The following is a 26,795-nucleotide window of genomic DNA, read 5'->3' as shown; positions in this document are numbered from 1 at the left end:
AAATGACTATGAAATATATAAAATTATTAATATTGATGTGCTGCATGGTTTTATCCATGACATCATGTGACGATATGAGCTTTTTGCAGATAAAGCCGGATGATTTGGTATTGACGGAGGATTCCGTAAAGACTCCCGAGCATTTGCAAAAGTTTATGGTGGATGCTTATCAAAGTATTCGCGGTGCCGGATTTATGGGTGGTGAGATGCTTGTTGCCCAAGATGTGATGGGAGGAGATGCCATTACGTTGGAGAACCAATACGAATGGACTCAGATTTCTTCTTATACGACTGATTTATTTAATGCCGTGGGTAATACGGCATGGTCGGATACGTATGCATCTATTAATAAAGCTAACTTTGCTGCTTTCAGTTCGAAAGCCGATGAAATTCTGGCCGGTGCGAATGAAGCAACGAAAAACCGATTGGAAGCTGATGCTTGTTTTATTCGTGGGTTAGGACATTTCCATTTAGTTCGTATCTGGGGATTGCCTTATGATGATACGACGAAGGATGTAGAAGGTATGGGAATACCGGTGAGATTGAGAGGTACAGTTTCTATGGACGATGCCTTTATACCAGTTCAACGTTCTACGCTTGAGGCTACCTATACTCAGATTATTACAGACTTGAAGTTTGCTGCCGACAATCTTCCGGAAGATCGTACTTGGGATTGCGGATTTGCTACAAGGGACGCGGCAAATGCAGTTTTGGCTAAAGTATATTTTTATAAGGGAGATATGGATAATGCGGCGACTTATGCCGGTAAAGTAATAAACAAGTATGACTTGGATGATGATTTGAAAGCAAAGTTTGCCCGTGCTTCACAAGAAGGAGCCACAACGAAAGAAGTTATTTTTATGATTCCGAGTACCGGAAAGAGTAATGACTCTTGGGGAGCTATCCGTGCCAGGTATCGTACGGATGACCCTGCTGCTTCAACCCGTTGTATGCCTTCTTCCGATTTGTTTAATACGATCAAAGCAAATAATGGTGATAAACGTTTCGATGCTTTCTTTAAAGAGGAAAATGGTACTTATTATACCACAAAGTTTGATTATGATAATATGGATTGCATTGTTATTGCGGAAAACGAATTATTGTTGATTTATGCCGAAGCTGCCGCTAAAACGGATAAAGCCGGTGCTGTTGCCGCTCTTAATAAGATAGAAAGACGTGCTTACGGTGCACCGAGGACATCGGATGCTGCTTCTGCCGAAACCATTATGGCAAATGCCCAAATGGAAAGACGATTCGAATTGGCATTTCAGGGAGAGCGTATCCATGATTTAAAACGTCAGCATAAAAATGTGAATCGTTTTGAATGGAATGCACGCCAACTACTGTTCGAAATTCCGAGTGCAGAGTCTAATGGTAATCCTGATATTATTAAAAACAAAAACTAATATATTATGAAGACTATAAAATATATATCATTATTGCTTATTGCAATTCTGGGCTTATCCTCTTGTCAGGATGATGATTATGAAGTAGGTACTCCCTTCAATAAAGTGGAAGGGGTGATGGGCGATTGGTCAGTAAAGTCTGTATTACTAATGAATGAGGCCGGAGAGCAAATGGACATAACTTCCTATTTTGATTTTGCTACTTTCAAAATCAATTTTAAGGATGATAACACGTTTGAGGTGACAGGCAATGCGCCCGATTTTATCGGAATGGCTACCGGTACGTGGAGTCTGGACGATGCTGAAGCCCCGATGACAGTCTTGTTGAAGAACGGTGATGCTAAATCACAATTTGGTCTGGTTGCTCCTCCTCGTAAAGGAACTAATTTGAAAATAAAGTATGTGAGAATGGTAGGAGATGAGGCTATAGCCACTTATATCTATGAGCTTTCTCAAAACTGATTCCTTATGATCTAATAAATTAAGAAGATATGAAAAAGTATAGTTTATTTATAATCGGAGCTTTATTACTGATAACAGGCAGTCTGTTTGCACAAGCTCCTAAAATATATACCATTCCGGCAGCTTTTGATGTAAACGAAGATATTACACTTTATCTGGATGTTACCGGAACCGGTTTGGATGGTGTGGAAGGCAATATGTTCCTGTGGTCTTGGTCGGATGCCGGAGATAATATCCATAACGGTGCTTGGGGAACTTCTTTTACCAATGCTCTTACAAAAGTCAAGGATAACCTTTATTCGGTTAAGGTGAATATGGGTAAGGATTATCCTGCCGGATCTACTAAGTTTCAGGGGTTGGTTGTTTTGCAAGACGGTACTGTAAAGACTGATGATTCGGCTGAGATCTTTCCTTATGATTTCGGTAAGCTAAATAGTGTAAACGGAGCTATTTATCCCGAACTGTTTACTGCCACTACTTCGCTTTCTATTATGGTGAATCTAAATAACGGGGGAACGATAGACTTGAATACTCCTGCCGTATATATGCATTCCGGTCTGGATAATTGGTTGGGCGTCAATGTAGCTTTCGATTCGGATAAGAACAAAACCGCTTTGTCCAAAGTGGAAGGTCATGAAGGCATTTGGCGGATTAACTTAATTCCGACAGAGTATTACGGTATTGAGGAGACGGCTAAGATAACCAATATCATGGCGGTATTCAATAATGGAACGTGGGATCAGAAGATAGATGCCGGTGACGGTGACTTCTGCTTTATCCCGAAAGTGGCGGAAGAGGGTCCGACTGCAGCAAAATTCTTCTTGGCGAAGTTTACAGCAAACGATGTATTGCCCATAGTTGTGAATACTACTGTCTTTGCTCAGGCTGTTATAGATTCCGAAACGGGTGAGGAAACGACTCCTGCCGATCCTTTATTGGGATACAATGGAAGTACGATTGAATATATCATTACGTTAAAGAACGGAGATGAGAGCCTTGAAACCAAGAAGTTCGTAGCAAAGAAAACGGCGGATTACACTTATACGCTTGTCCTCTTGCCGGTAAGGCAGTTTGCTGCTGCGGCAGATGCTACGGATATTGAAGTTCGTTTCTCAAGTGGCAATATGGAATCGGAAACGGTCTTAAAAGGGAGTTTTATCAAGTAATTACGAACCTTAAAAAAGAGAAATATGAAAAAGATACTATTTATTGTATTGACGATATGTTCTTTAGGCTTGCTGGGTGCATGCGATGAGAATGAATATATGCTGGATGATATTACCACGATTACCCCGAAGATAGAGATACCGGAGGATGCGCTGTTGTTGCAGGGTAATAATGGAGAGACCGTGACGCTGAAAGCTGCATTGTCTAACCCTGCCGGGATTGAAACCGTAGAATTGGTATGTGATGCTTGGGGGTTAGACGAGAGGATAGAAGTGAACGCTTCTTCTTATGAATTGAATCGGGAAGTAACGGTTCCGGTATCGGCAGTTACCGGTCTGTATGTGGTAAAGGTGACTCTGAACAGTAAAAACCAACTTACCCTGACAAAAGAGATAAACGTATTGGTCGGTATGAAAGATGAAGTAGCCCCTACCTTTGTTTTGTCTTCTGACACGGAGCTGCAATACAAGGCTTCTTTCGATATTGTTTTGAAATTGACGGATAATGTAGGATTGAAGTCTTTGAAGATATGGTCGGATGAGGAAGCATCTGTACTCGACTCTATCGAGTTGGAAGGATTGCAAAACTATGACTATACAAAAACAGTTACTTTGCCTGCAAGTTACCGGAACAAAACGATTGCCATTCAAATGGCATTGACCGATTTGGTCGGCAATGTCACCACTAACTCGGATGCTCCTTTTGTATTTAAGGTAAATGTATTGCCGGAGACATTGTATTTGGTTGGCGGGGCTACCGAAGCCGGATGGACAGAAACGGCTGCAATTCCTTTTACCAAAGTAGGTGAAGGCAAGTTTGAGATTCTCGCCCGTTTGAAGACAGACGGATACGGATTCAAATTCATTGCAGAGCGAGATTGGGATCATGGCGTATGGGGATTGGAGGAAGAGATTACCGAGCCGTTACCATCGGAATATCAAGGTGCTTTGTATGAGGGTACAGACTCGAAGAATATTCCTCCGGTAGCGACGGAAGGAATGTATAAGATTGAAGTGGATTTGGATGCTTCGACTTTCTCCATCAAACCGAATAAAATTCCGGAACAGCTTTATCTGGTAGGAGGTTCGTGCATTGCGGATTGGACTCCTGCAAATGGCATTTTGTTTGAAAAGAGAGCAGAAGGTCTATTCCGTAATTACTCCTATTTGGTTGCAGCCGGAGGCGGTATCAAGTTCTTAGGGCAGACCACAGACTGGGGTCCTGATAACTGGGGAAAAGGAGCTACGGAAAACAGTTTGCTTTTTGATAGCCAGACAAATATCGATATGCCGGAGGGTGACGGATTCTATTCCATCGATGTGGATTTCAATGCGTATTCTTATACATTGACCAAGCAGGTATGGGGTATTATTGGTGATGCCACTGCAAACGGTTGGGATAACATTACTCCGATGACGTTGGAACCAATGGACAAAGGTTCTTATAAATGGGTGTTGAAAAATACACCGGTGCTGGCCGGAGGTCTTAAGTTTAAGACCGATGCCTCGAATTGGGATTATAACTTTGGCGGAACAGGATTGAGTGGCGAGGCTGTATCGGATGGTGGAAATATAACCATTACCGAAGCCGGAAACTATGATATAGAGTTGGATCTTACTCCCGGAAATTATACTTATTCCATAGTGAAGAAGTAAACCGAGAGGTAAGATAGGTAGGAAGATTGAGAAGGATAACCTATTTCTTCTTGAAGAACAAGTCTTTTCATCCGGGTGAAACTATTTTTTCATCCGGATGAAACAACTTTTCCATTAGGGTGAAACAATAGTTCCATCCGGGTGAAACAACTTTGTCACAATAGTGAGGAAACTTTATTGTGGTTGCGATAAGATTTGTGCATCAGGAAGAACAGGCGTATTCGTCCGTTACTTGCTCCTGATTCCTCAGTAATTAATAAACAAAAGAGTCTTATGAAAAAAGGTTTCATCTATATCCTGTCCTTTTTGTTTTGCTTGTCTTCTCATGCGCAGATATTGACTACCGAGCCTGATTTTGTGACCGAGAGTGGGAGCATAAAGGTCGTATTCGATGCATCCCAAGGGAGCAAAGGGTTAATGAACTATAACGGTGATGTCTATGCTCATACGGGAGTGATTACCGGTAGCAATGATTCCCGCTGGGAATATGCATCTACATGGGGAGTCAACTCCGATAAATATAAGATGGCTTCTTTAGGGAATAATAAATGGGAACTCACCCTGTCACCGGATATCCGTACGTATTACGGAGTACCTGCGGGCACACCGATAAAGAAGTTGGTTTTCGTATTCAGAAGCGGAGCTAAATCCGGCAATGACTATCTTACGGGAAAGGAAACCGGAGATAAAGACATTTATTTGTCTGTTTATGAATCCGGTTTAAATGTAAAGTTGGATAGTCCTGCCAAAGATATGGTGGTGGAGAAAGGCACTTCCCTCACGTTGACGGCTTCATCATCGGTGGCAGCCGATTTGCAACTGTCTGTTAATGAAACGGTAGTTGCCACGAAGAATCGTGCTACAGATATATCCGCGTCCTATGTCTTTTCTTCACCGGGTACTTATACCGTGAAGGCTACGGCTACGTTGGATGGTGCCATCGGTAGTGCAACTCGTCTGGTCAGTATCCTTGAACCTTCTGTTTCGGCTCCCTTGCCGGATGGAGTACGTCCCGGTATCAACTATGTCAGTCCTACGGAAGTCACACTGGTGCTGCAAGCTCCCGGTAAGACAAGTGTCTATGCCATCGGTGATTTCAATGCGTGGAATCCGTTGCCCGATTATCAACTGAAAAAGGATGGAGAGTATTTCTGGATAACTTTGCAAGGGCTTACACCGAAGCAGGAGTATGCCTTTCAATATTTGGTGGATGGGGCGATAAGGATTGCCGACCCGTATACCGATAAAGTACTCGACCCATGGAACGACGGTGATATTACGGCAACCACCTATCCCGGACTGATGGCTTATCCCACAGGGAAGACCGAAGGTATCGTGTCTGTGCTACAAACAGATCAAACCCCTTATACATGGAAAAGCGTTGGATTTGATAAACCGGCAAAGGAGAAGCTGATTATCTACGAACTTCTGTTGCGCGACTTTACAGAAGAGCATACCTTCAGTTCGGCACGGGAGAAGATTTCCTATTTAAAAGGTTTGGGTGTAAATGCCGTTGAACTGATGCCTGTCAATGAGTTTGAAGGTAACTCCAGTTGGGGGTATAATCCGTCTTTTTATTTTGCTCCCGATAAATATTACGGTACGAAGGATGATATGAAAGCTTTCGTGGATGAATGTCACCGAAACGGTATTGCCGTTATCATGGATTTGGTGCTGAATCACAGCTATGGACAATCACCGTTCTACTTGTTGTATCGTGATGCCGACGGTACACCGTCTGCCGATAATCCGTGGTATAACCGGCAGTCCAATATTGCTAATCCGTCTTTGAGTTGGGGTTATGATTTTAACCATGACAGTCCCTACACCCGTGCATTAGTGGATAGTGTGGCAGCTTATTGGATGAATGAGTATCGGGTGGATGGTTTCCGGTATGATTTTACGAAAGGGTTTTCTAATACCATCTATTCCAATGCCAATGATTATGCGTCTGCGTATGATGCTTCCCGTATTGCCAACCTGAAACGGATGGCAAGCGAAGTGTGGAAACGTAATCCTGATGCCTATGTCATTTGCGAACATCTTGCGGATAACACGGAAGAGAAAGAACTGTCGTCTGCAGGGCTGATGCTTTGGGGGAATATGAACAACAATGCTTGCGAGGGGGCGATGGGATTTACTGAGAACTCTAAGTCGGATATCTCCGGTGCGGTTTACAAGAAACGTACATGGTCTGCTCCCAATTTGGTGGGTTACATGGAGAGTCATGATGAAGAACGTATGGCTTATAAGCTGAAAACGTATGGTAATGCCGCAGGCGGATATGATACGAAAGACCATACTACAAGCATGAATCGCCTGAAAATGTCCGGATGTCTGTTCTTCCTTATTCCCGGTCCGAAGATGATTTGGCAGTTCGGTGAATTGGGGTATGATTATTCTATCGATTACAACGACCGGGTAGGCGAGAAACCTGTTTGTTGGAATTATCTCGAAGATGCCGATCGTAAGTCTGTCTATAACACATGGGCTCAGCTGTTTGCTATGAAAACCCAATATCCGGTATTCTCTACGAGTGATATTACCTATAAACTGTCCGATGCCTGCAAGTACCTGGTTCTGAAGTCTTCGGATATGAATGCCGTGATTGTGGCGAATTATGGTGTAACGCAAGGTAATGTAGCTGTAACTTTTCCTGCTACCGGAACATGGTATAACTATTTCTCTAAGACAACAGAGCAGATAACCTCCGCGAGTAACACTATAACATTAGCTCCGGGAGAATATCGGTTATATACTGATAAAGAGATGATAATCTCTACTTCGTTGAGTGAGTTTCCTGAAAGTTCGGTTTCGGTTTATCCTAATCCTGTTTCGGATATTCTAAATGTTTCCGGTGAAGATGTCTCGCGTATTTCCGTTTACTCTCTTCATGGTGTGTTGCTGAAAGAAGTTCGGGACAGTAATGCGGTTTCTGTACAGGAATTGGCTAAAGGAGTTTATTTGGTGAGAATAAGGACCGGGAGTTCGGAAATCATAACGAAGTTCGTAAAGCAATAGAGTTTGTTTAGGTTTTATAAATATCCCCCCTGATACAGTCTGTATCAGGAGGGATTTGGAAAGGATTGTCTCAATTTTGAGACAATTTCATTTTGCATAATCAGTCTTTCTATCTCTTAATCATAACCTTTTCTGTGTGAATAGCATCGCCGTTTTCTATTTTCAGGAAGTAAACCCCTGCAGGAAGTGATGAAACAGAGATTATTGCTTCTGTTGTTGATAATACTACCTGTCCGTTGATATTCAATAACATTGCTTGGTTGAAATCTCCCGGAATGTTAATGCAATCAGTAGCAGGATTAGGATAAATTGCCCAATTGCTATTATTTGTATGATCATCTATCGATGAAGGAGGTAATTCCCCAATACAATATTGAACGGAATAGTCAGATATTGAGCCATCAAGATAATAAGCTACTACTTCATAACAACCATTATCTATAGGAGTTGTATCTATATATCTAGGTTGCAGGTAATAAACCAACCGGCTATTAATCTTTTCTCCATTACGGAAAACATTATAAGCCATCAGATTGTTGTCCATTGCGATGTCCGGACTGACTGTCGATTCGTCTGTAACGTTTCCGGTGATCTCCCAACAACAATATCCATCCAACTCGTGTCCTTCAACGGTAGAATAAAAATCAGAAAGTCTCTTCCAAGTCCTACCTTCGTCTTGTGAGTACAAGTCACTCTTTCCTGCAATGAAATTGCGTGTATTATGATAGGTAATCGGTATTTGACGTTCGTCATAATTAAAAATCTTTAAACCAATTTTTAGTTCTTTCGTTACATCTATCTTCACAGGTTCCTTCAATATAACAAGATTCTCTTGATTATACTTTATCGCATCAATCTCTTGTTCTCTTATTAATGTCCCGTTTTCATAAACAACAACAGATGCATGTGTGTCTTTAGAATCTTCTATACTTGTATCGTGATTAATGAATGCTTTGATAGAAGTCAAATATTTTTCATTAAATAAGGCTAAATCATCCGGTTCGAAAGAATTTGCGGCTATAAATGTCTTACCTTCATCCCCTATTGCTAAATTAAAGACTTCCCAACCATACGGGTTATCCAGATAATTCAGTTCGTAAGCATTGATCGTATTTTTCCAAATTAAGCTTACTTTATCGGATTCTACTTTTCCGGTAAGATCTTCGGGAGCTTCATTCTCAGCTTTGTTTCCTACCTTAAAAAGATCAAAGTACCAAAGTAATTGCGCTAATCCTTTGCCATGTACGTGTAATCTTACTTGGAAAAGTGTATGTGCAACTTGTTTGGTTACATTGATTGATTCAAAGTTCCATACCCCTGCCTCTTCTGTATCGAGAGCATATGCTTTTACCGGAATCCATGTATCTCCGTCATTTGATACTTCCACACTTAATGTGTCACCGGTTAAATCCCAATCTTCACTGTTCGCAAATAAATATCGTTTTGTATAAGAAATATACACATTGTCCAGTTTTCTTGCATCTAAAGGTCTGGAAACTAAAGCATTCGAATAAGGCTTGCCGTCTGTTGTTACAGCTACATTTAAAGCAAATGAGCTATTAATACCTAAATACATACCAGCTCCCCAGTAGAATTGAGTAGGGTTTTCCATTAAGTCTTCTATTGTCCAATAATTGCTTTCGATGGCACCAGTGTCGAAATTATCGAAAAACGGCATTTCAAATGTCTTTGCTAAACATACTTCTATGGGGTTCGATTTTGGAGCTTCACGCATTTCGGTTCCTTCCTCTTTTTGGAATACACTTGTCACCGAATATTTGTGATAACCCGCGTTCACATTGTTATGTACAAAGCTTTCGGTAGTTGTATTGCTTGCCGAATATTTTAAAGGTTCTATGCCACCGTCTCCATCACCGCTTCCATCACCATCGGATTTAGCTTCTACATTACCAACTAAATTTCCGTCACAATATACGTTATAAGATTTAAGAACATATTGGAAAGGAGCGTAAGGGACTTTATCCCAAGTCACCGTTATTTGCTCAAGGTCTGTAACCTTAGCTTTGATATTTTGTACATCTTCAGGTATTATTGTATATTCAGCCTCTGTTTGCAACACCCATGTTTCATATTTATTATACTCCGTCATGTTATTACCCATGATGATCTTTCCATCTGCCGAAACCGCATGCGGATTGGAAGTGACTTTGTGTTCGAATGTGAAAGACAGAGGGATTTCAATTTCAGGGGTATAAAGGTAGATAAAATAATCAAGACCTACTTCTCTTAATGTATTGAGGGAATACCAGAACGGACGTGTATATTGTTCTGTCCAATAGTTACCGTATTTATAACAACCGAATATATCTCCATTATTGGATATTGCCGGTACATCAAGACCGGTAACATCTTTATAAGCACCTAGCTTTACATAACGATTTTCATTCGTGAAATACATACAAGGAAGATTATCATTAAAGTTGAAAGAGATATATTGACCGTTGGGACTTACTCCATAAGCACAATTCTTATTATAATCTTCATTGTATTTAGTATCATCATCAATCATGTTCTTAATTCCTTCGATGATTGTATATTCACCATTCTTCCAAAAGGCAGCAACATCCCGGTTTTGATAATAGATGGCACCGACTGCTACACCGCCATCATCCGATACAGCCAAAACTTGTCCCCCCTTGGCATCGGAAGGATACTTGCAACGCGTAAAATTCCATTTCCGGTTAGCATCATCATATTTCCACATACAAGGATACGAATAGGCAAAGTTTCCGACCGCAACAAAACCTACCACCGTTTTACCGTCGTTAGAAATAGCCGTAGCATAACTTCCATCATTGAAATTATTGAAAATGCTAAGATCGAAATCACCAATACCGAGACTTGTCACATTACCGTCTTTCCATATGGCAGCCACATTCACCGGTAATGTAACATCGCCTTCCCATTCTGTAACGGTTATCGGGTAATCAGGATCTTTGAAATAACCCGAAATGATTTTATCATCCGTCACATCCGTAAAATAACCGGTTTTTCCAGGATTAACCTGGTCTGCTTCGGTTATCCAAGTAAGAGTCTTTGCATCCGCATCCCATAAATAACTTTTAAAACCGCTCATGATTTCTACACCGTACTCGACAGGAGTCGGATCCACACCTACTACATATTTGCCATTAGATGACATACCTGTACCTATACTATTGCAATTGGTACTGATCATGGTGAATTTCTTTTCTGCTTGTGCATTGAATGTTCCTAGTAGGACACACAGTGCTAAAAGTAAACCTTTCTTCATATTGTATTATTTTATTTGGTTAACACACAAACAAAAGTATATGACAGATTGTAGAAAGACAAATCGTGTAATTTCAAATTCTAGAATTTGGTGTTAATTCAATACTTATCAGCTCTCTTTTGCTAGTTTCTGATAGATAGAAGGGTTAATTCCTGTTGTTTTCTTAAAGATATCGATAAAACTTGTGTGAGATTTATAACCAACGCTTTCTGCTATCGCCTTAATTGTATAATTCCCATATTGTTCGGTATTCATTAGGCGGCGACGTGCTTCTTTGATACGATATTCATTGACAAAAGCACGGAAGTTTTTGTTATATGTATCATTGATGATTTGAGAAACATATCGTGAGTTAGAACCGATAAGTGCTGCAAGGCGTTCCAGACTAAAATCGCAATCGCAATATTCATTGGTATTTTCCATCACTTTATTTATATCTTTAATGAGGTTTTCTTTTTGTTCATCGGTCAATCTATTGGCAGAATACATCTTTACTTCTTCGTTTTTGTTTTCTATTGTATTGTTGTCCGGTTCTTGGCTTGTGAAGAATGCTTTTGTTTGTTGCTCTAACTTTTTATACTGTTCTTTTTCTTCGGCAAGTTTATTCTCATACTCGATTCTGAGGTCTTTTATCTGTAAATCGGATTGAAGTATTTCGCTATTCCGGTTAAACAAGTCTTTGTAAGCATGGTGGAGCTTTTTTTTATGGATGTAGACGATTATAAGTAGAATAATAAAGATAAGTAATCCGGCCGATATGACGATAAGAAATCGTCTTTGGTTTTTTATTTGCATTTCTTTATGTTCTTTTTCTGTTGTAAGTGAAGTTATCTTTCGATAGTTTTTGTCCATTTCGTAAAAAAACTGGGCGTTTTTTATCTTGTTCAGTTTGTCCATACTGAATAATGAATCGGAGACAGCCAAGTAACAGCTTTTGTAATATAAAGATTTGTTTTCATCACCTTTTTGTTCATATAAGCGTGCGAGAGCCTTCAGACTCTCAATGAGCATATACATCAGGTTATGTTTTTGTGTATAAGTAGTATTGACATGAAAATAGTATAATGCGGAATCCTTTTGCCCCATTTGTTCATAAAGTTTGGCAAGTTCTCCATATACCGAACCCATATATCGAGGATCTGATAGGTTACGGGCGTATTCTGCCGATTTTTCAAAATAACGGACAGCGTCATCATATTTTTTTTCATTGGTTAATATAAGTGCTTTATCCAGATAACCGAAGTACTTAATGAGTGTATCTTTACCTGCAAACTTCATCATTTCATCATAATATACTTTTGCTTCTACCGTTCGGTTTTCATAGCAGCAAATACCTGCAAGGTTCATCAATATTTTTATTTCAATCGAGGTGTTACCATATTTTCTTGCATAATCAAGTCCTTTTTTATGGTATTCAATCGTCTGTTGGAAGTCCCCAAATACGCTGTATATATTTCCCATGTTTTTATAGAGTTCGGCCATTAATTCTCCGAAATCATTTTTCTCGGCGATGGTTATTCCTTTGAGGTATAAATCGAAAGCTTTCGAATAATTTTCTTTTTGAGTGTAGATTAGTCCGGCTGCATTGCATGCCATTGCGCATAGATACTTGTCTGCTTTATCCATACCGTTGTCATATTTACCCGCAAGGATGATATAATACCCCATTGCAGTGTCTACATGATTGAGCTTCATGTGTTTGTCTCCATATTGGTACAACTCGGAGACTGGTAGTTTGGCAAGTTCTTCATAGTTCAGCATCTCGTGGGAATAAATATTTCCAAACGAAGCGAATAAAACGTATAGGGCTAGTAATAAGTGTTTTGTCATTTTAAGCCAGATTAATAGAAGCTACAAATTTATATATCTATTGCTAAAGATACAATAACTTTTTCTTCTTTCCTCTCTAAATTAGGATTATTTTTATTGTTTGTTGTGTTTCTCGTAATACATATAAAACTCTTTTATGATATTTTCTTGTCAAGAAGACTCGTTTAAGAATATTAGTGTATTTTAGATATTTCTATAGGTAAATGTGAATTGCTTAATAGAGAATGAGAATATGAAAGTGATTGTATTGGATGTCTTTTTTAGTTCTTGCTGATTCGTGCAAGGTAGTCATAGTGTCTGCCTTCATGAATCATTTCCACTTTGAATCCGGCTTGTGCGGCATAGTAACTCAGTGTTTGGAAATCGGTGTACAGCCAGTCGAAACTGTCGCCTTTGATACTGCCATACTGCATCTGAAAGTCTACCTCTCCGTAATAGTCGGCATTAAGGTCAATGTCGAAGCTCCCGTCTTCATTCTCAAATAGATAACGAAGGTCGCTTGAGTCCATCAGCACACAACCGTTCGGTGCTAATAGAAGTTTCAGCTTGCGGAAGAAATCGGGCAGATATTCTACCTTACCGATAATGCCGGAGCCGTTCATCAACATCAGTATCGTATCAAATTCCCCTGCAAACTGTTCATGGAAGAAGTTTTGTAGTTGTGCGTTCTTCACACCCCGTTTCTGCATTACCTCTACGGAGAGTGGGGATATATCAATGGCGCAAACAGCCTTACCCATTTCTTGTAAAGCAAGCGAATGGCAACCGCTTCCACCTCCCACATCCAGTATTCTTCCCTCGGCAAGGTGCAATGCTTTTTGTTCTGCTACGGGCATCTCCTTTAAACCTCTGAACAGTTGCTTTACCGGGATTTCGTCTTCATCGAACATGGAAGATAGAACGCGCAGTTTCCCTGCTTTTCTGTTTGAGAAATAATCGGCAATGGCTGCGCCCATCGGGTCTTTGTCTGGTGTAAGGAAATTCTTGTTCATGATGATGATTTATAGTTCTGACTGACGGTTCATTTCAATAATGCGGTCGAAGATGCGGAACAGTTCTTCTACTGATTCTGTTCTTAGCATAGCGATACGTGTATCTCTGAAGTTAGGAATACCTTTAAATAAAGGTGTAGCGGCAAGATGCCGGCGTATGTGTATGATTCCTCTACGTTCGTCCAAACGGGCAACGCTATTCATCACTTCTTCGCGCAACACATTCATTTTCCATTCGAACGGAAGCGGTGGAAGTTCCTCTCCGGTTTCGAGATAATGCTTTACCTCTTTGAATATCCAAGGACGGCCGATACTGCCTCGCCCTATCATAATGGCGTCCACGCCATATCGGTCAAAACATTCTTTGGCGCGTTGCGGCGTAGTGACGTCACCGTTTCCGATGATAGGAATATGCATACGGGGATTCTTCTTGACTTCACCGATTAACGTCCAGTCTGCTTCGCCTGTATACATTTGGGCGCGCGTACGCCCATGAATCGTAAGTGCGGCAATGCCACAGTCCTGTAAACGTTCGGCAAGGTCTACGATGATTTTATGGTCGGTATCCCATCCGAGACGGGTTTTTACGGTAACAGGTATTTTAACTGCCTCGACTACGGCTTTGGTTATCTCCAGCATCTTAGGGATATTCTGGAGCATTCCCGCGCCTGCGCCTTTCCCTGCTACCTTTTTGACCGGACAACCGAAGTTGATGTCGAGTATATCGGGTTTGGCTTCTTCTACGATTTTGGCAGCTCCCACCATCGCTTCCGTATCCTTACCGTATATTTGTATGGCAACGGGACGTTCTTCTTCATAGATAGTCAGCTTTTGGGTGGTCTTATTGACCGAACGAATCAGTGCGTCACTGGATACAAATTCGGTATATACCATGTCTGCTCCGAACTTTTTGCACATCAGGCGGAAAGCCGGATCGGTTACATCTTCCATCGGAGCCAGAAAAACAGGGCGTTCCCCTAAGTCTATGTTGCCTATTTTCATATTCTAACAGTTCTTTGGCTGCAAAAGTACGTAAAAAACCGTACCTTTGCATAATCAATTATGAAATTATATAAAGGTATGTACGATATAAAAGACTTTGAGATAATGGCTCCTGTCGGTTCCCGAGAATCATTGGCGGCAGCCATACAGGCGGGTGCGGATTCTATTTATTTCGGTATCGAGAGTCTGAATATGCGTGCCCGTTCGGCAAGCACGTTTACAATCAACGATCTGAAAGAAATAGCGCAGATATGCAATGAGAACGGGTTGAAAAGTTATCTCACCATCAATACGATTATCTATGATAATGATATTGTGTTGATGCGCACCATTGTGGACGCAGCCAAAGAAGCCGATATCTCTGCGGTGATTGCTGCCGATGTTGCGGTGATGACCTATTGTTGCAAAGTAGGGCAGGAAGTGCATCTTTCCACGCAGCTGAATATCTCCAATGCTGAGGCTTTGAAGTTTTACGCACAGTTTGCCGATGTGGTGGTACTTGCCCGTGAACTTAATTTGCAGCAGGTCGCAGAAATCTATCGTCAGATAAAAGAGGAGCATATATGCGGGCCGAGCGGAGAACTGATTCGTATCGAGATGTTCTGTCATGGAGCTTTGTGCATGGCAGTGTCCGGCAAGTGTTACCTTAGTCTGAATGAGATGAATGCTTCTGCCAATAGGGGGGCTTGTATGCAGGTGTGCCGCCGTGCTTATACGGTGAAGGATAAGGAAAGTGATATTGAATTGGAAATTGACAACCAGTATATCATGTCGCCGAAAGACTTGAAGACCATTCATTTCATGGATGAAATGATAGAAGCCGGTGTACGTGTATTCAAGATAGAGGGACGTGCCCGTGGTCCTGAGTATGTGCGTACGGTTGTGGAGTGCTACAAACAGGCTATCCGCTCTTATCTGGATGACACATTTACCGATGAGAAAGTGAAGGAATGGGATGAACGCTTGAAAACAGTATTTAACCGTGGTTTTTGGAATGGCTATTATTTGGGGCAACGCCTTGGAGAATGGAGTAAGAATTATGGCTCGGAAGCTACGGAACGTAAGGTTTATGTGGGAAAGGGCATTAAGTTCTTTTCAAATATCGGTGTGGCGGAGTTTCTTGTAGAGGCTGCGGAGATGAAAGTGGGAGATAAACTGTTGATTACAGGACCTACTACGGGAGCTGTGTTCTTCACCTTGGATGAAGCCCGTGTGGATTTGAAACCTGTGGATGTGGTAAAGAAAGGTCAGCACGTTTCTTTTAAAGTTCCCGAAAAGGTTCGCCCGAGCGACAAACTATATAAATTGGTGTCACCGGAAGAGTTAAAGAAGAAATAGTTTTCAGTATACGGTCGATTGATTACAAACTCCTATCGTTTGTAGACAATCGACCGTATGTTTGTCTACAAACGTCCTGATGTTTTTTTCAATCAACCTGATGTTTTTAAAAAACATCAAGGCGTTTACAGGTAAAAAACAGTATAAAAAACGAATTACTCTCAAATAACCTTCAATCTTTCAGTTTGCGAATTTAGGTTTGATTATCAGTGCGTTATCCTGAACTTTATTTAGGAAAAAGATTCAGCTGATAATGAATGATGAGTATATCTGCTGAATGATTCCATCTTTCAGGATAACTCATTCAGTATCAAGGCAAAATTGGCAAACTGAAGGATGAAGCTTATAGGTAATTATTGTACTGAGAGTATACAAAAAAGGGATATCTGTGTTCATTCCCTACAAATATCGGGTGAGCCAATTATGCACTGAATATACAGATCCAAGTATTAAAAAAGAAACAGGCAGCAAAGTTTATCCTTGCTGCCTATTCCTTTATTTTTTATAAGTTATTTCCCTGCCAATAGTTTCTGATACTCCGGCCGGTCGTTTAATATTTTGAGAGCTTCTTCTACATCATCGTCGCTTTTTAGTTGTTCCTTAATTGCACCTGCCTGATAGTAGTAACGTTTTATAATCTCTTGTGCAATCAAGAGTTTGATGTCTTTGGCAAAGTGGTCCAAATCACGGTCGAGATTGTGTTTCAGCTTGTTCTCCAATGCTTTGAACTCTTCTGAAGCATCATCCATATATCCTTCGAATTCAGCAACTTCCTTTAAATTCTTCAACACCTTTTCGCTTTGACGGTCATACTTGAAGTCGGCTTTTTTAACCTTCTCCTTAAATTCATTGTAATCTTCATCCGTTACTTTAAATTCTTCAACAGAAACGATGGACGGGTGTTTCAGACAATAATCCGTTGCATAATCAAAGATTAAGTTGTCATTTACCAGATAGAAAAGGATGTTCGGGAACTTTTCGGATTTCACTTCCTTGTCGGGGCTGATACCTCCGCCGTCGCGCACTTCACGTCCTGCTGCCGTGTGGAATACGGTTGTCAGACTATCCGGTATGCGTCCGACGCTTCCGTCTTCATTTCGGTGGGAATAGTCAATAGCTTGAATACAACGTCCGCTGGGAATGTAATATTTGGCAGTAGTTACTTTTAGGCTACCGTTATAAGGAAGGTCACGTGTGGTTTGTACCAGACCTTTTCCAAATGTTCTGTCACCGATGATAGCAGCACGGTCTAAATCTTGGAGAGCACCGGCTACAATCTCAGAGGCGGAAGCGGAAGCACTGTTAACCAGTACGGCTAAAGGAATCTCTGCATCCAGCGGCTCACGAGTCGTCTTGTAAGTACGATCCCATTGCTTCACTTTGCCACGGGTAGAAACTACTTCCTTTCCTTTGGGAACAAACAGATTGACAATATCTACTGCTTCGTTCAAAGAACCTCCTCCGTTATTGCGTAAATCAAGAATAAGAGACGTGATTCCCTGCTGTTTTAAGTTGATAAGCGCCTTTCTTACTTCTTTTGCCGATTTATCCGTGAAACTGGTCAGGCAGATGTATCCGGTACTCTTACCTACTATGCCGTAATACGGAACCGGGTTGATCTGTATGGATTCACGAGTGATTTTGAACTCTAGGGGTTTCTTTTCTCCCGGACGTTCCACTTTTAACATGAAGCTAGTTCCTATTTCTCCGCGTAGCATATTGCTTACCGAGTCCTGTCTCTTACCCAATAAATCTTTCCCGTCTATTTCGAGCAGAATATCTCCTGCTTTTAATCCCGCTTTGGCTGCCGGTGTGTTTTCAAACGGTTCGGCAATGGCTACTCTGTTTTTGGCTTTATAGAAAGTGATGAGCGAACCGATACCTCCGTACTTTCCGGTAATCATCTGTTTCAGGTCGCCCATATCCTCTTCCGGAAAGTAATTGGTATAAGGGTCTAGTTGCATTAACATAGCGTCTATACCCTCTTTTATTGTTTTATCCGGATTGATCGTATCGACATAAAATAGGTCTAGTTCTTTATAGATGGCATTGAATATATCCAAGTTCTTTGCTATCTGAAAATTCCTGTTGTCACCTTTAAAACTATAAAAACTCAGTCCTAACAAGATGACGCCCAGTAAAACAAAAAGCTTATTATTTCGTAACTTCTTCATGCTGATAAATTTAAATAAAGCGTAAAAGTAAACGATTAGCCGCTTATTCGGAAAGAACAGCGTTAATATTTAACTTTATTTCATCCCAACGTTCTTTGGGCATATTGGCTCCTATTACTTGTATGATATTTGCCGATAGAATGGAACCGATAGATGCGCATTTCTCTAAAGAATAGCCGCAGATAAGTCCATATAAGAATCCTGCGGCAAAATAATCACCTGCTCCGGTCGTATCTATCGCCTTTTCTACCGGAACTGCTTGTATGCGGATTTCCTCAGTTCCTTTCTTGATATACGATCCTTTAGCACCTAATTTTACAATAGCAATACTGCACATTTGGGCAATCTCGCTAAGTGCCTCTTTAGCCTCTTTCCCGGTGAATGCTTTTGCTTCCTCTTCATTGGCAAAAACAATATCCACGTATTTATTTATTAACATTGTGAAAAAATCAAGGTCGTTTTCCACAATATTATAGCTCGCCATATCAAGACAAACTTGTAAACCGGCTTCTTTTGCCAGCTCGATGGCGCGGAGGATCATAGTATGATCTTGCACCAGATATCCCTCTATATAAAGATAGGTATAACCTTTAAACAGTTCTAACGTTAATTCTTCGGCTTTTAAAGAAGAGGCTGCACCCAGGTGAGTCCCGAAAGTGCGTTCCCCATCCGGTGAAATGAAGGTAGAAGCTACGCCCGAAGGTAAATCGCAAGTCAACAGCTTACCTTCAACGCCGTTTTTTTGATAGTTTTCTTTAAAAAACCGACCATATTCATCATTTCCGATTTTGCCGATAAATCCGGTTTCCGCTCCCAAGCAAGCAAGGGCTATAATTGTATTTCCGGCAGAACCTCCTGTTGCGATGTGTGTGTCAAGAGTCGCAAACTTCTTGTTGATCTGCTGTAATTTAGCTTCGTCGATAAGTTGCATACTGCCTTTGGGTAACTCCATTTGAGAAAGTGTTTCATCGTTGTCCAAAGTAGCAAGTACGTCTACAAGGGCGTTGCCCATACCAATTATTTTGTCCATTATGAGATTTTTTTTGCAAAGATATTGCATATTTCAATATTTCCTATTACTTTTGCATCGCATTTGAGAAAAACATTCTTCCTTAGCTCAGTCGGTTAGAGCATCTGACTGTTAATCAGAGGGTCCTTGGTTCAAGTCCAAGAGGGAGAGCAAAGAAATCTCGAGTGCAAACATTCTTCCTTAGCTCAGTCGGTTAGAGCATCTGACTGTTAATCAGAGGGTCCTTGGTTCAAGTCCAAGAGGGAGAGCAGAGAGGTTCGCAAGGTTGCGGACCTTTTTTTGTTTAGTATACGATCGATTGTGGATCATATTGAAATTCTGGGACCAACGTAAAAACCTGAGGGCTTTTCCTATTATGCATATAACTTAGTTAATCTGTACAAGAAGAATGCTTTATCCCTTACTCCCCTGAACTGTGCTCTAAATGCTTTCAAAGATAAGTGTTTTCATTCCTCTATACTCTTTCTAATAACATGTAGGTATCTGAAGAAACAAGAAGGTTTTCCATACACCTCATACCAAATAAAAGATGAATTATTAGTTCTCACGTAAAGACTGTTTGCAAGACATCCTCAATTACCCTTGGATAGTATTTATACTCTAATGCATGAACCTTCTCTGCCACATCATGCGGAGTATCTGACGGTAAAACTCTGCAAGAAACCTGAAAGATTATATTTCCTTCATCATAACGTTCATTTATATAATGTATAGTAATACCAGATTCATGCTCGCCTGCTTTAACAACAGCCTCATGTACATGATCACCATACATTCCTTTCCCTCCGTATTTCGGCAATAAAGCCGGATGAATATTTACAATGCGATTTGGATAAATATGAATAATATTTTCAGGAATACGAAGTAAGAAGCCTGCTAAGATAATAAAATCGATCTTATACCCACGCAATATATCCACCACTTTATTTGTACTTAGAAAGTCCATCTTAGAACAAACAATAGCCGGTATATCAAATTTACGGGCGCGTTCCAATACATAGGCATCCTCCTTATTGGATACGATTAAAGTTACTTGAAAAGAAGGCTTTTCACTGAAATAACGAATAATATTTTCGGCATTTGTACCTGAACCAGATGCAAAAATTCCTATTTTTATACGCATAAACAAGGCTTTTTGTGCACACAACTCAAAAAAATGTGCAAAAAAACGAATTTAATTGCTTAAATATTTGCTCGAAACAAGAAATATTCATTCCTTTGCAGCTGCAAATTTAAACAAATAATTCAATTTATTAATTAAAAACTTAAAGTTATGTCTGAAATTGCATCAAGAGTAAAAGCTATTATCGTTGATAAATTAGGTGTTGAAGAATCAGAGGTTAAAAACGAAGCAAGCTTCACTAATGATCTAGGAGCAGACTCTCTTGACACTGTTGAATTGATTATGGAATTCGAAAAAGAATTCGGTATCTCTATTCCTGATGATCAAGCAGAAAAAATCACTACTGTAGGTGATGCTGTATCTTACATCGAAGCTAACGCTAAGTAATCTGAATTTCAGAATATGGAATTAAAAAGAGTTGTAGTAACAGGTCTTGGTGCCATTACTCCCCTTGGTAATACTGTTCCGGAATTTTGGAACAATCTTATTAATGGTGTAAGCGGAGCAGGACCTATTACTCATTTCGATGCTTCACTCTTTAAAACTCAATTTGCATGTGAAGTAAAAGGTTTTGATGTAAACAAATACATGGATCGTAAAGAAGCGAGAAAGATGGATTTGTATACTCAATATGCTGTGGCTGTTGCCAAAGAAGCAGTTGAAGATTCAGGCCTTGATGTCGAAAATGAGGATTTAAACAGAATAGGAGTTATATTTGGAGCCGGAATCGGTGGTATCCGTACTTTTGAAGAAGAAGTGGGGAATTACGCCTTGAATAAAGAAAACGGTCCTAAATTCAATCCATTCTTCATACCTAAAATGATTTCCGATATTGCTGCCGGACAAATATCCATTATGTATGGATTTCACGGTCCTAACTTTGCAACTTGTTCGGCTTGCGCAACTTCCACTAACGCTATTTCCGATGCATTCAATTATATTCGTTTGGGCAAAGCGAATGCTATTGTCACCGGAGGCTCAGAAGCAGCAATTGCAGCGGCAGGCGTAGGAGGTTTCAATGCAATGCATGCGTTATCAACCCGTAATGATGAACCTCAGAAAGCATCTCGTCCATTCAGTGCAAGCCGTGACGGCTTTGTAATGGGTGAAGGTGGTGGTTGCATCATTCTTGAAGAATTGGAACATGCCAAAGCACGCGGTGCAAAAATCTACGCAGAAATCGTAGGAACCGGAATGTCTGCTGATGCATACCATCTGACAGCTTCACATCCGGAAGGATTAGGAGCAAGATTAGTTATGGAAAATGCATTGGAAGATGCCGAAATGAAACCGGAAGAAATAGACTATATCAATGTTCACGGGACTTCTACCCCTGTAGGAGATGTTTCAGAAGTAAAAGCAATCAAAGAAGTATTTGGCGACCATGCTTACAAACTAAACATCAGTTCTACTAAATCTATGACAGGACACCTTTTAGGTGCTGCCGGAGCAGTAGAAGCAATAGCAAGTATTCTTGCTATTCGAAACGGAATTGTTCCTCCGACTATCAACCATGAAGAAGGAGATAATGACGAAAACATTGATTACGATCTTAACTTTACTTTCAACAAAGCTCAAAAGCGTGAAGTAAATGTTGCCTTATCAAACACATTCGGTTTCGGCGGACACAACGCTTGTGTAATTTTTAAGAAATACGCAGAATAAATCGTGTTGCATACTATAACAAATTGGATAAGACCCTTTTTCCGAAAGGATAAAGAGTCTTATCTTTGTTTTCATAAGATACTTGGTTTCTATCCCGGAGATATTCGTATCTACGAACAGGCTTTACTTCATAAATCATCTTCTGTAAAGTCTGACAAGGGTCGTTTAGTTAATAATGAACGTCTGGAATTCCTAGGTGATGCTATTTTAGATGCTGTTGTAGCAGATATTGTTTACAATAAATTCGAAGGAAAGAGAGAAGGATTTTTAACTAATACTCGCTCAAAAATTGTACAACGTGAAACACTTAACAAACTGGCTGTAGAAATCGGACTTGACAAGTTAATAAAATCTTCCACCCGTAGCTCTTCACATAATAGTTATATGTGCGGAAATGCTTTTGAGGCTTTAATTGGTGCCATATATTTAGATAAAGGTTATGAAGTGTGCAAGCATTTCATGGAGGAACGAATTATCGACCGTTATCTTAACCTTGATAAAATAGCACGTAAAGAAGTCAACTTTAAATCAAAGCTCATAGAATGGAGTCAAAAGAACAAATTCACCGTTTCTTTTGAATTGATAGAACAATTTCAAGATCATAGTAGTAATCCCGTATTCCAAACAGAAGTACTCATAGAAGGTATATCAGGAGGAACAGGAATAGGTTATTCCAAAAAAGAGTCTCAACAGAATGCGGCTCAAATGGCACTCAAAAAGATAAAAAGTGATACTGAGTTTATGGCAGGCATTCAGAATAAAGCTGAATCTAAAATCACGGAAGTATCTACTATTATTGACATAGAAGACATTACCTCTACAGAAAACAAATAGAAAGAAAGCGAATCTATTGCTTCTTCCTTTTTTCACTTTAATACTCTATTCTTACATTTCATACCGTGTATGCTTTAAACGAAGATTTATTCCAAAATAATAAATCATTCTGCATTAGCCTTATTTTCTTACATTACATCATATATTAAGTATAATATATAATTATTTTACATAAAGTTGACTAGTATTAAAATAATTTATTATATTTGCATATGCACTCATCTGAATTAACTATATTCATTTTATTTTAAACACGATACGACTTAGAATTATTAACAAACTAAAACTATACGTGTATGAAGAGAACTATTTTACTTTACATTTTATCGTTTATTTTATCTACGATAACGATTAACAGTTATGCACAAGAAACAATCCCTTACTCTTTTGATTTCTCAGACGAAGAGATATTTAATCGTGATTGGACTATCCTTGATTTAAATGAAGGAAGCAGTTGGGGCTTAAATGATCAGCAAGAGGTTGTTTACAAATTTGACAAGAGCTTACCAGGGGATGATTGGTTATTTACACCTGGGCTCCAATTAACAAAAGGGAAAGCATATAAATTGAGTTTCCTAATTAAGACAGAGAGACCTTATAGGATGGAGAAAGAAAAACTCAAAGTCACTATTGGAAATGAAAAAACACCAGAAGTCCAAACAATAGAACTATTCAAGGATGAAAACTGCATAATCAGTTATTATGCTACTAAAGAAGCGTCTTTTTCTGTTTCTGAATCAGGAATATGGTATATTGGATTTTACTGTTATAGTGGTGCATGGGAAGGCAATCTTTATATTAAGCAGATTGATATAACCACAGAAGCGACATATCCGGCTCCAATCAATGATCTAAAGGTTACAGCCGGAGAAAATGGAGCATTAACAGCCAATTTATCATGGACAAATCCTTCTACCAACAATATGGGAGGAGAATTATCTTCATTATCGGGTACTAAGATATATCGCGACGGAGCTCTTATTGAAACTCTCTTAAATACATCGATTGGCAATCCGGTAGAATGGACAGATAATAATCAAATAGAACAGCCGGGGAAATATGTATATAAGGTCGTTCCGTTTAACGAAGACGGTGATGCTCTTGGTACGCCTAAGAATGTTACGTCACCGTGGATTGGAGAAGATACTCCTAATGCTGTTACAGATTTAATTGCTACGGCAGACATGCAAACAGTTTCTGTAGATTTTACTCCACCGACAAAAGGGAAAAATGATGGATGGGTTAACACACAAGAACTTTCTTACAAAATACTTCGTAACCCCGGAAATGTAACTCTGGAGGAAGCATACAAAGGGAATATACCTTATATGGATACAGTAAACGAGTTAGCCAGCTATACATATACTGTCATACCATATAATCAAGTAGGACAAGGTAACTCAACTATTTCCAATAAAGTAGTTGCGGGTACGGCCAAAGATATTCCTTATTCTGAGAGTTTTGATACAAGTGAGAGTTTTGACTTATTCACTTCTATTGATGGGAAAGGTGATCGTAATTGGAGTTACGCTTCTACAGAGAAAGCCGCACAATACTGGGGAGGAACATCACCTATTGATATGTGGTTAATTACTCCACGACTTAACCTTCAGACTAATAAAAACTACAAACTTACATTCTATACCCGAATAGCAAATGCAAGATACGCCGAGAATACGAAAACTTTGAAAATAACATTGGGGCAAGGAGCGACTATAGAAAGTCAAAACCAAATATTGAAAGATGAAATTATTGTTGATTATGCAATATATGAAAAACAAGAAATACGTTTCTTTGTAAAAGAAGATGGTTTCTGGAATATAGGATTCAATTGTTTTGGAGACACTAATTACGAAACCATATATATTGATGACATTTCAGTTGAAGAAGAAGAACTCACACCGGAAAAAGTCAGCGATTTGACCGTATTACCGGAAGAAAATGGAGTTTTAGCTGCTACCATATCATGGAAGAACAGTGCTTTATCAGCAGCGGGTTCACCTATAAACTTCCTATCGAAGGTAGAATTATACAGAGGAACAGAACTATTAAATACTTTTGATAATCCTGAACTTGGTGCAGAAGAGAGCTATATAGACACAGAGCTTCCTGAAGCGGGTAAATATACTTATAAAGTAATTAGTTATATTGGAGATAAAGCAGGCGAAGAAGCAACCGTTAGTTCCCCATGGATAGGTGCAGATGTACCCGGAGCCATAACAGATCTCAATATTACGGTAGAAGGAGAAAACGTCACCATCAACTTCACCCCTCCTGTAACAGGAGAAAATGACGGATGGATAGATTTAACCTCTCTGAATTATTTAATAGTACGTAATCCGGGTGAAGTGATTCTAGAAGAAGCTTATAAGGGAGCTTTACCTTATATAGATAATATAGAAGAGCTGAACGGATATACTTATACCATTACTCCATGTTCTTCTGCCGGAACTGGTTCACCAACCACTTCTGAGCGTATAGTTGCCGGAGGAGGAAAAAATATTCCTTTCAACGAAGACTTTGAACAGAAAGAAAATACAGAATTCTTCACTATTATAGATGGTAATGAGGATAATTATAAGTGGCATTGGACAGATTGGCCAAAATCAGTATCCCCTAAAATGGAATATTATGGAGGAGATTCCGCTGATGAGTGGTTGATAACGCCAAACTTAAAACTAAAGGCTAATCAGAAATATAAACTTTCTTTCTTAACGAAATTGGATTTTGCAACCAGCCCGGATTATACAAGAACTTTAAAGGTTACTATAGGGGAGGGAAATACCGCGGATGAGCAAAACCATATTCTAATGTCAGATATTAAAGTAGACTATGCCCTCTATAGAACTCAAGAAGTTATTTTCCAAGTCGACAAAGACGGATATTGGAATATAGGGATAAATTGTTATCAAGAAACTAGCTCCAGTTCTTCTATTTATATTGATGATATAGCTGTAGAAGAAATAAATATGCCCGCCGGTGTTACTGAACTAAATGCTACTCCTGACGAAAATGGAGCTTTAGCTGTGACTGTTTCTTGGATGAATACAACAGTTTCCGATACAGGACTTCCAATAAACCGTTTAACTAAAGCAGAATTGTATAAAGGTACACAACTCTTACAGACTTTCAATGATCCGATTCCCGGAGTTAAGGAAACTTATATTGACGATAGTATAGAGGAACCGGGCAAGTATCAGTATAAAGTTATCACTTATATTGACCAGTACATCAGCCCTGAAACCTTTATCGAAACCGAATGGGTAGGTCCGGATACTCCTAATCCTGTTACAGAATTAACATGCACTATTTCTGATGACCCATCTACCGTTATTCTTAGTTTTAAAGCTCCAACTAATGGTATTAATAACGGTTGGATAAATCCGGATGATCTTCACTACAAAATTGTGAGAAGTCCTGATGAGGTTATTTTAACGGACAACCTAAAAGAAACCACTCTTATTGACAATGAACAAAAGCCATTTGGAACATACAGATATACCATAACGGCAATAGCAGATGGGAAAACGAGTGCTGAAACAGTCTCCGACCCGATTGAGGCAGGCGTCAATCCGGATCGTATCTCACCGGATAACAGACAATCTCAATTATATTACGATACGCAAAAAGAAAGTCTGATAGTTCCTACTGACGGATCAATCAAAAGAATCTTGATCTTTAATGTTGCGGGAACTTTAATTATGGGTGTTGAAGATGTAACAGACAATGTAAGTCTATCAAAGCTACCGACAGGTATATATATAATTCAAGCTTATGATGGGAAAACAATTCAACAAATAAAAATATCTAAACTCTAAAACA

The 26,795-nt window shown here is 39.7% G+C and carries 17 protein-coding genes, 2 tRNA genes and 1 pseudogene; 12 read left to right on the top strand and 8 right to left on the bottom strand.

Going from position 1 to position 26,795, the window contains the following annotated elements:
• Positions 1-8 precede the first annotated feature (8 nt).
• From DXB63_RS00700 to DXB63_RS00680, 5 genes are all read left to right on the top strand, one after another.
• Positions 9-1,406 (top strand): RagB/SusD family nutrient uptake outer membrane protein, encoded by a 1,398-nt coding sequence (locus tag DXB63_RS00700; RefSeq protein WP_158563602.1) that lies wholly within the window; start codon positions 9-11, stop codon positions 1,404-1,406.
• A 6-nt stretch (positions 1,407-1,412) separates the two neighbouring features.
• Entirely contained in the window at positions 1,413-1,868 is a 456-nt protein-coding gene (locus DXB63_RS00695; protein WP_122124445.1) for a DUF5004 domain-containing protein, read from the top strand.
• 29 nt (positions 1,869-1,897) lie between these two features.
• Positions 1,898-3,034: a hypothetical protein gene (locus tag DXB63_RS00690; protein WP_122124444.1), complete on the top strand. Its 1,137-nt coding sequence runs from the start codon at positions 1,898-1,900 to the stop codon at positions 3,032-3,034.
• A 24-nt stretch (positions 3,035-3,058) separates the two neighbouring features.
• Positions 3,059-4,690 carry a SusF/SusE family outer membrane protein gene (locus DXB63_RS00685; RefSeq protein WP_122124443.1) on the top strand — a complete coding sequence of 544 codons (1,632 nt, stop codon included), beginning with the start codon at positions 3,059-3,061 and terminating at the stop codon, positions 4,688-4,690.
• A gap of 273 nt (positions 4,691-4,963) precedes the next feature.
• Positions 4,964-7,711, top strand: coding sequence for an alpha-amylase family glycosyl hydrolase (locus tag DXB63_RS00680; protein ID WP_122124682.1), 2,748 nt, complete (start codon positions 4,964-4,966; stop codon positions 7,709-7,711).
• 109 nt (positions 7,712-7,820) lie between these two features.
• On the opposite strand, the gene DXB63_RS00675 is transcribed toward DXB63_RS00680, so the two are convergent.
• The 4 genes from DXB63_RS00675 to dusB all read right to left on the bottom strand — a co-directional run bounded on the left by DXB63_RS00675 (position 7,821) and on the right by dusB (position 14,809).
• The gene (locus DXB63_RS00675; protein WP_122124442.1) at positions 7,821-10,985 is read right to left on the bottom strand and encodes a T9SS type A sorting domain-containing protein; all 3,165 of its coding nucleotides are present in this window, start codon (positions 10,983-10,985) and stop codon (positions 7,821-7,823) included.
• A gap of 108 nt (positions 10,986-11,093) precedes the next feature.
• Entirely contained in the window at positions 11,094-12,815 is a 1,722-nt protein-coding gene (locus DXB63_RS00670; protein ID WP_122124441.1) for an AraC family transcriptional regulator, read from the bottom strand.
• 260 nt (positions 12,816-13,075) lie between these two features.
• The gene (locus DXB63_RS00665) at positions 13,076-13,807 is read right to left on the bottom strand and encodes a bifunctional 2-polyprenyl-6-hydroxyphenol methylase/3-demethylubiquinol 3-O-methyltransferase UbiG (RefSeq protein WP_122124440.1); all 732 of its coding nucleotides are present in this window, start codon (positions 13,805-13,807) and stop codon (positions 13,076-13,078) included.
• Positions 13,808-13,816: 9 nt separating this feature from the next.
• The gene (dusB, locus tag DXB63_RS00660; protein ID WP_122124439.1) at positions 13,817-14,809 is read right to left on the bottom strand and encodes a tRNA dihydrouridine synthase DusB; all 993 of its coding nucleotides are present in this window, start codon (positions 14,807-14,809) and stop codon (positions 13,817-13,819) included.
• A 78-nt stretch (positions 14,810-14,887) separates the two neighbouring features.
• Between dusB and DXB63_RS00655 the strand changes: the two genes are divergently transcribed.
• Positions 14,888-16,147, top strand: a complete 1,260-nt coding sequence (locus tag DXB63_RS00655) for a peptidase U32 family protein (protein WP_122124681.1) — start codon at positions 14,888-14,890, stop codon at positions 16,145-16,147.
• A gap of 509 nt (positions 16,148-16,656) precedes the next feature.
• Here DXB63_RS00655 and DXB63_RS00650 read toward each other — a convergent pair.
• Positions 16,657-18,321: a S41 family peptidase gene (locus tag DXB63_RS00650; RefSeq protein ID WP_122124438.1), complete on the bottom strand. Its 1,665-nt coding sequence runs from the start codon at positions 18,319-18,321 to the stop codon at positions 16,657-16,659.
• Positions 18,322-18,364: 43 nt separating this feature from the next.
• Entirely contained in the window at positions 18,365-19,351 is a 987-nt protein-coding gene (locus DXB63_RS00645) for an adenosine kinase (RefSeq protein ID WP_122124437.1), read from the bottom strand.
• A gap of 76 nt (positions 19,352-19,427) precedes the next feature.
• Here DXB63_RS00645 and DXB63_RS00640 point away from each other — a divergent pair.
• Together DXB63_RS00640 and DXB63_RS00635 are read left to right on the top strand one after the other, a co-directional pair.
• Positions 19,428-19,501, top strand: a tRNA-Asn gene (locus tag DXB63_RS00640).
• A gap of 24 nt (positions 19,502-19,525) precedes the next feature.
• A tRNA-Asn gene (locus DXB63_RS00635) sits at positions 19,526-19,599 on the top strand.
• A gap of 105 nt (positions 19,600-19,704) precedes the next feature.
• On the opposite strand, the pseudogene DXB63_RS00630 reads toward DXB63_RS00635, so the two are convergent.
• Both DXB63_RS00630 and purN read right to left on the bottom strand, forming a co-directional pair.
• Positions 19,705-19,785: pseudogene (locus DXB63_RS00630) on the bottom strand (ISL3 family transposase); the annotation flags it as partial.
• A 110-nt stretch (positions 19,786-19,895) separates the two neighbouring features.
• Positions 19,896-20,525, bottom strand: a complete 630-nt coding sequence (gene purN, locus DXB63_RS00625; protein ID WP_369869571.1) for a phosphoribosylglycinamide formyltransferase — start codon at positions 20,523-20,525, stop codon at positions 19,896-19,898.
• Positions 20,526-20,624: 99 nt separating this feature from the next.
• Between purN and DXB63_RS00620 the strand changes: the two genes are divergently transcribed.
• From DXB63_RS00620 to DXB63_RS00605, 4 genes are all read left to right on the top strand, one after another.
• Positions 20,625-20,861: an acyl carrier protein gene (locus DXB63_RS00620; protein WP_122124435.1), complete on the top strand. Its 237-nt coding sequence runs from the start codon at positions 20,625-20,627 to the stop codon at positions 20,859-20,861.
• A gap of 15 nt (positions 20,862-20,876) precedes the next feature.
• Positions 20,877-22,139, top strand: coding sequence for a beta-ketoacyl-ACP synthase II (gene fabF, locus DXB63_RS00615; RefSeq protein WP_122124434.1), 1,263 nt, complete (start codon positions 20,877-20,879; stop codon positions 22,137-22,139).
• A 3-nt stretch (positions 22,140-22,142) separates the two neighbouring features.
• Positions 22,143-22,973: a ribonuclease III gene (rnc, locus tag DXB63_RS00610; RefSeq protein ID WP_199604128.1), complete on the top strand. Its 831-nt coding sequence runs from the start codon at positions 22,143-22,145 to the stop codon at positions 22,971-22,973.
• Positions 22,974-23,269: 296 nt separating this feature from the next.
• Positions 23,270-26,791 (top strand): choice-of-anchor J domain-containing protein, encoded by a 3,522-nt coding sequence (locus tag DXB63_RS00605; RefSeq protein WP_122124432.1) that lies wholly within the window; start codon positions 23,270-23,272, stop codon positions 26,789-26,791.
• Positions 26,792-26,795 lie beyond the last annotated feature (4 nt).

The organism is Bacteroides sp. OM05-12 (genome assembly GCF_003438995.1).
Lineage (GTDB): Bacteria > Bacteroidota > Bacteroidia > Bacteroidales > Bacteroidaceae > Bacteroides.
The sequence above is the reverse complement of the archived record's forward strand: the minus strand, read 5'-3'. Positions and strand labels throughout refer to the sequence as shown.

Excerpts from the sequence above, each read along its gene's own strand:
- DXB63_RS00650 (WP_122124438.1), bottom strand. The coding sequence starts at position 18,321 with ATGAAGAAGTTACGAAATAATAAGCTTTTTGTTTTACTGGGCGTCATC.
- DXB63_RS00690 (WP_122124444.1), top strand. The coding sequence starts at position 1,898 with ATGAAAAAGTATAGTTTATTTATAATCGGAGCTTTATTACTGATAACA.
- DXB63_RS00620 (WP_122124435.1), top strand. The coding sequence starts at position 20,625 with ATGTCTGAAATTGCATCAAGAGTAAAAGCTATTATCGTTGATAAATTA.
- DXB63_RS00665 (WP_122124440.1), bottom strand. The coding sequence starts at position 13,807 with ATGAACAAGAATTTCCTTACACCAGACAAAGACCCGATGGGCGCAGCC.
- fabF (WP_122124434.1), top strand. The coding sequence starts at position 20,877 with ATGGAATTAAAAAGAGTTGTAGTAACAGGTCTTGGTGCCATTACTCCC.
- DXB63_RS00605 (WP_122124432.1), top strand. The coding sequence starts at position 23,270 with ATGAAGAGAACTATTTTACTTTACATTTTATCGTTTATTTTATCTACG.
- dusB (WP_122124439.1), bottom strand. The coding sequence starts at position 14,809 with ATGAAAATAGGCAACATAGACTTAGGGGAACGCCCTGTTTTTCTGGCT.
- DXB63_RS00655 (WP_122124681.1), top strand. The coding sequence starts at position 14,888 with ATGTACGATATAAAAGACTTTGAGATAATGGCTCCTGTCGGTTCCCGA.
- DXB63_RS00680 (WP_122124682.1), top strand. The coding sequence starts at position 4,964 with ATGAAAAAAGGTTTCATCTATATCCTGTCCTTTTTGTTTTGCTTGTCT.
- DXB63_RS00695 (WP_122124445.1), top strand. The coding sequence starts at position 1,413 with ATGAAGACTATAAAATATATATCATTATTGCTTATTGCAATTCTGGGC.
- DXB63_RS00700 (WP_158563602.1), top strand. The coding sequence starts at position 9 with ATGAAATATATAAAATTATTAATATTGATGTGCTGCATGGTTTTATCC.
- DXB63_RS00675 (WP_122124442.1), bottom strand. The coding sequence starts at position 10,985 with ATGAAGAAAGGTTTACTTTTAGCACTGTGTGTCCTACTAGGAACATTC.
- DXB63_RS00670 (WP_122124441.1), bottom strand. The coding sequence starts at position 12,815 with ATGACAAAACACTTATTACTAGCCCTATACGTTTTATTCGCTTCGTTT.
- DXB63_RS00645 (WP_122124437.1), bottom strand. The coding sequence starts at position 19,351 with ATGGACAAAATAATTGGTATGGGCAACGCCCTTGTAGACGTACTTGCT.
- DXB63_RS00685 (WP_122124443.1), top strand. The coding sequence starts at position 3,059 with ATGAAAAAGATACTATTTATTGTATTGACGATATGTTCTTTAGGCTTG.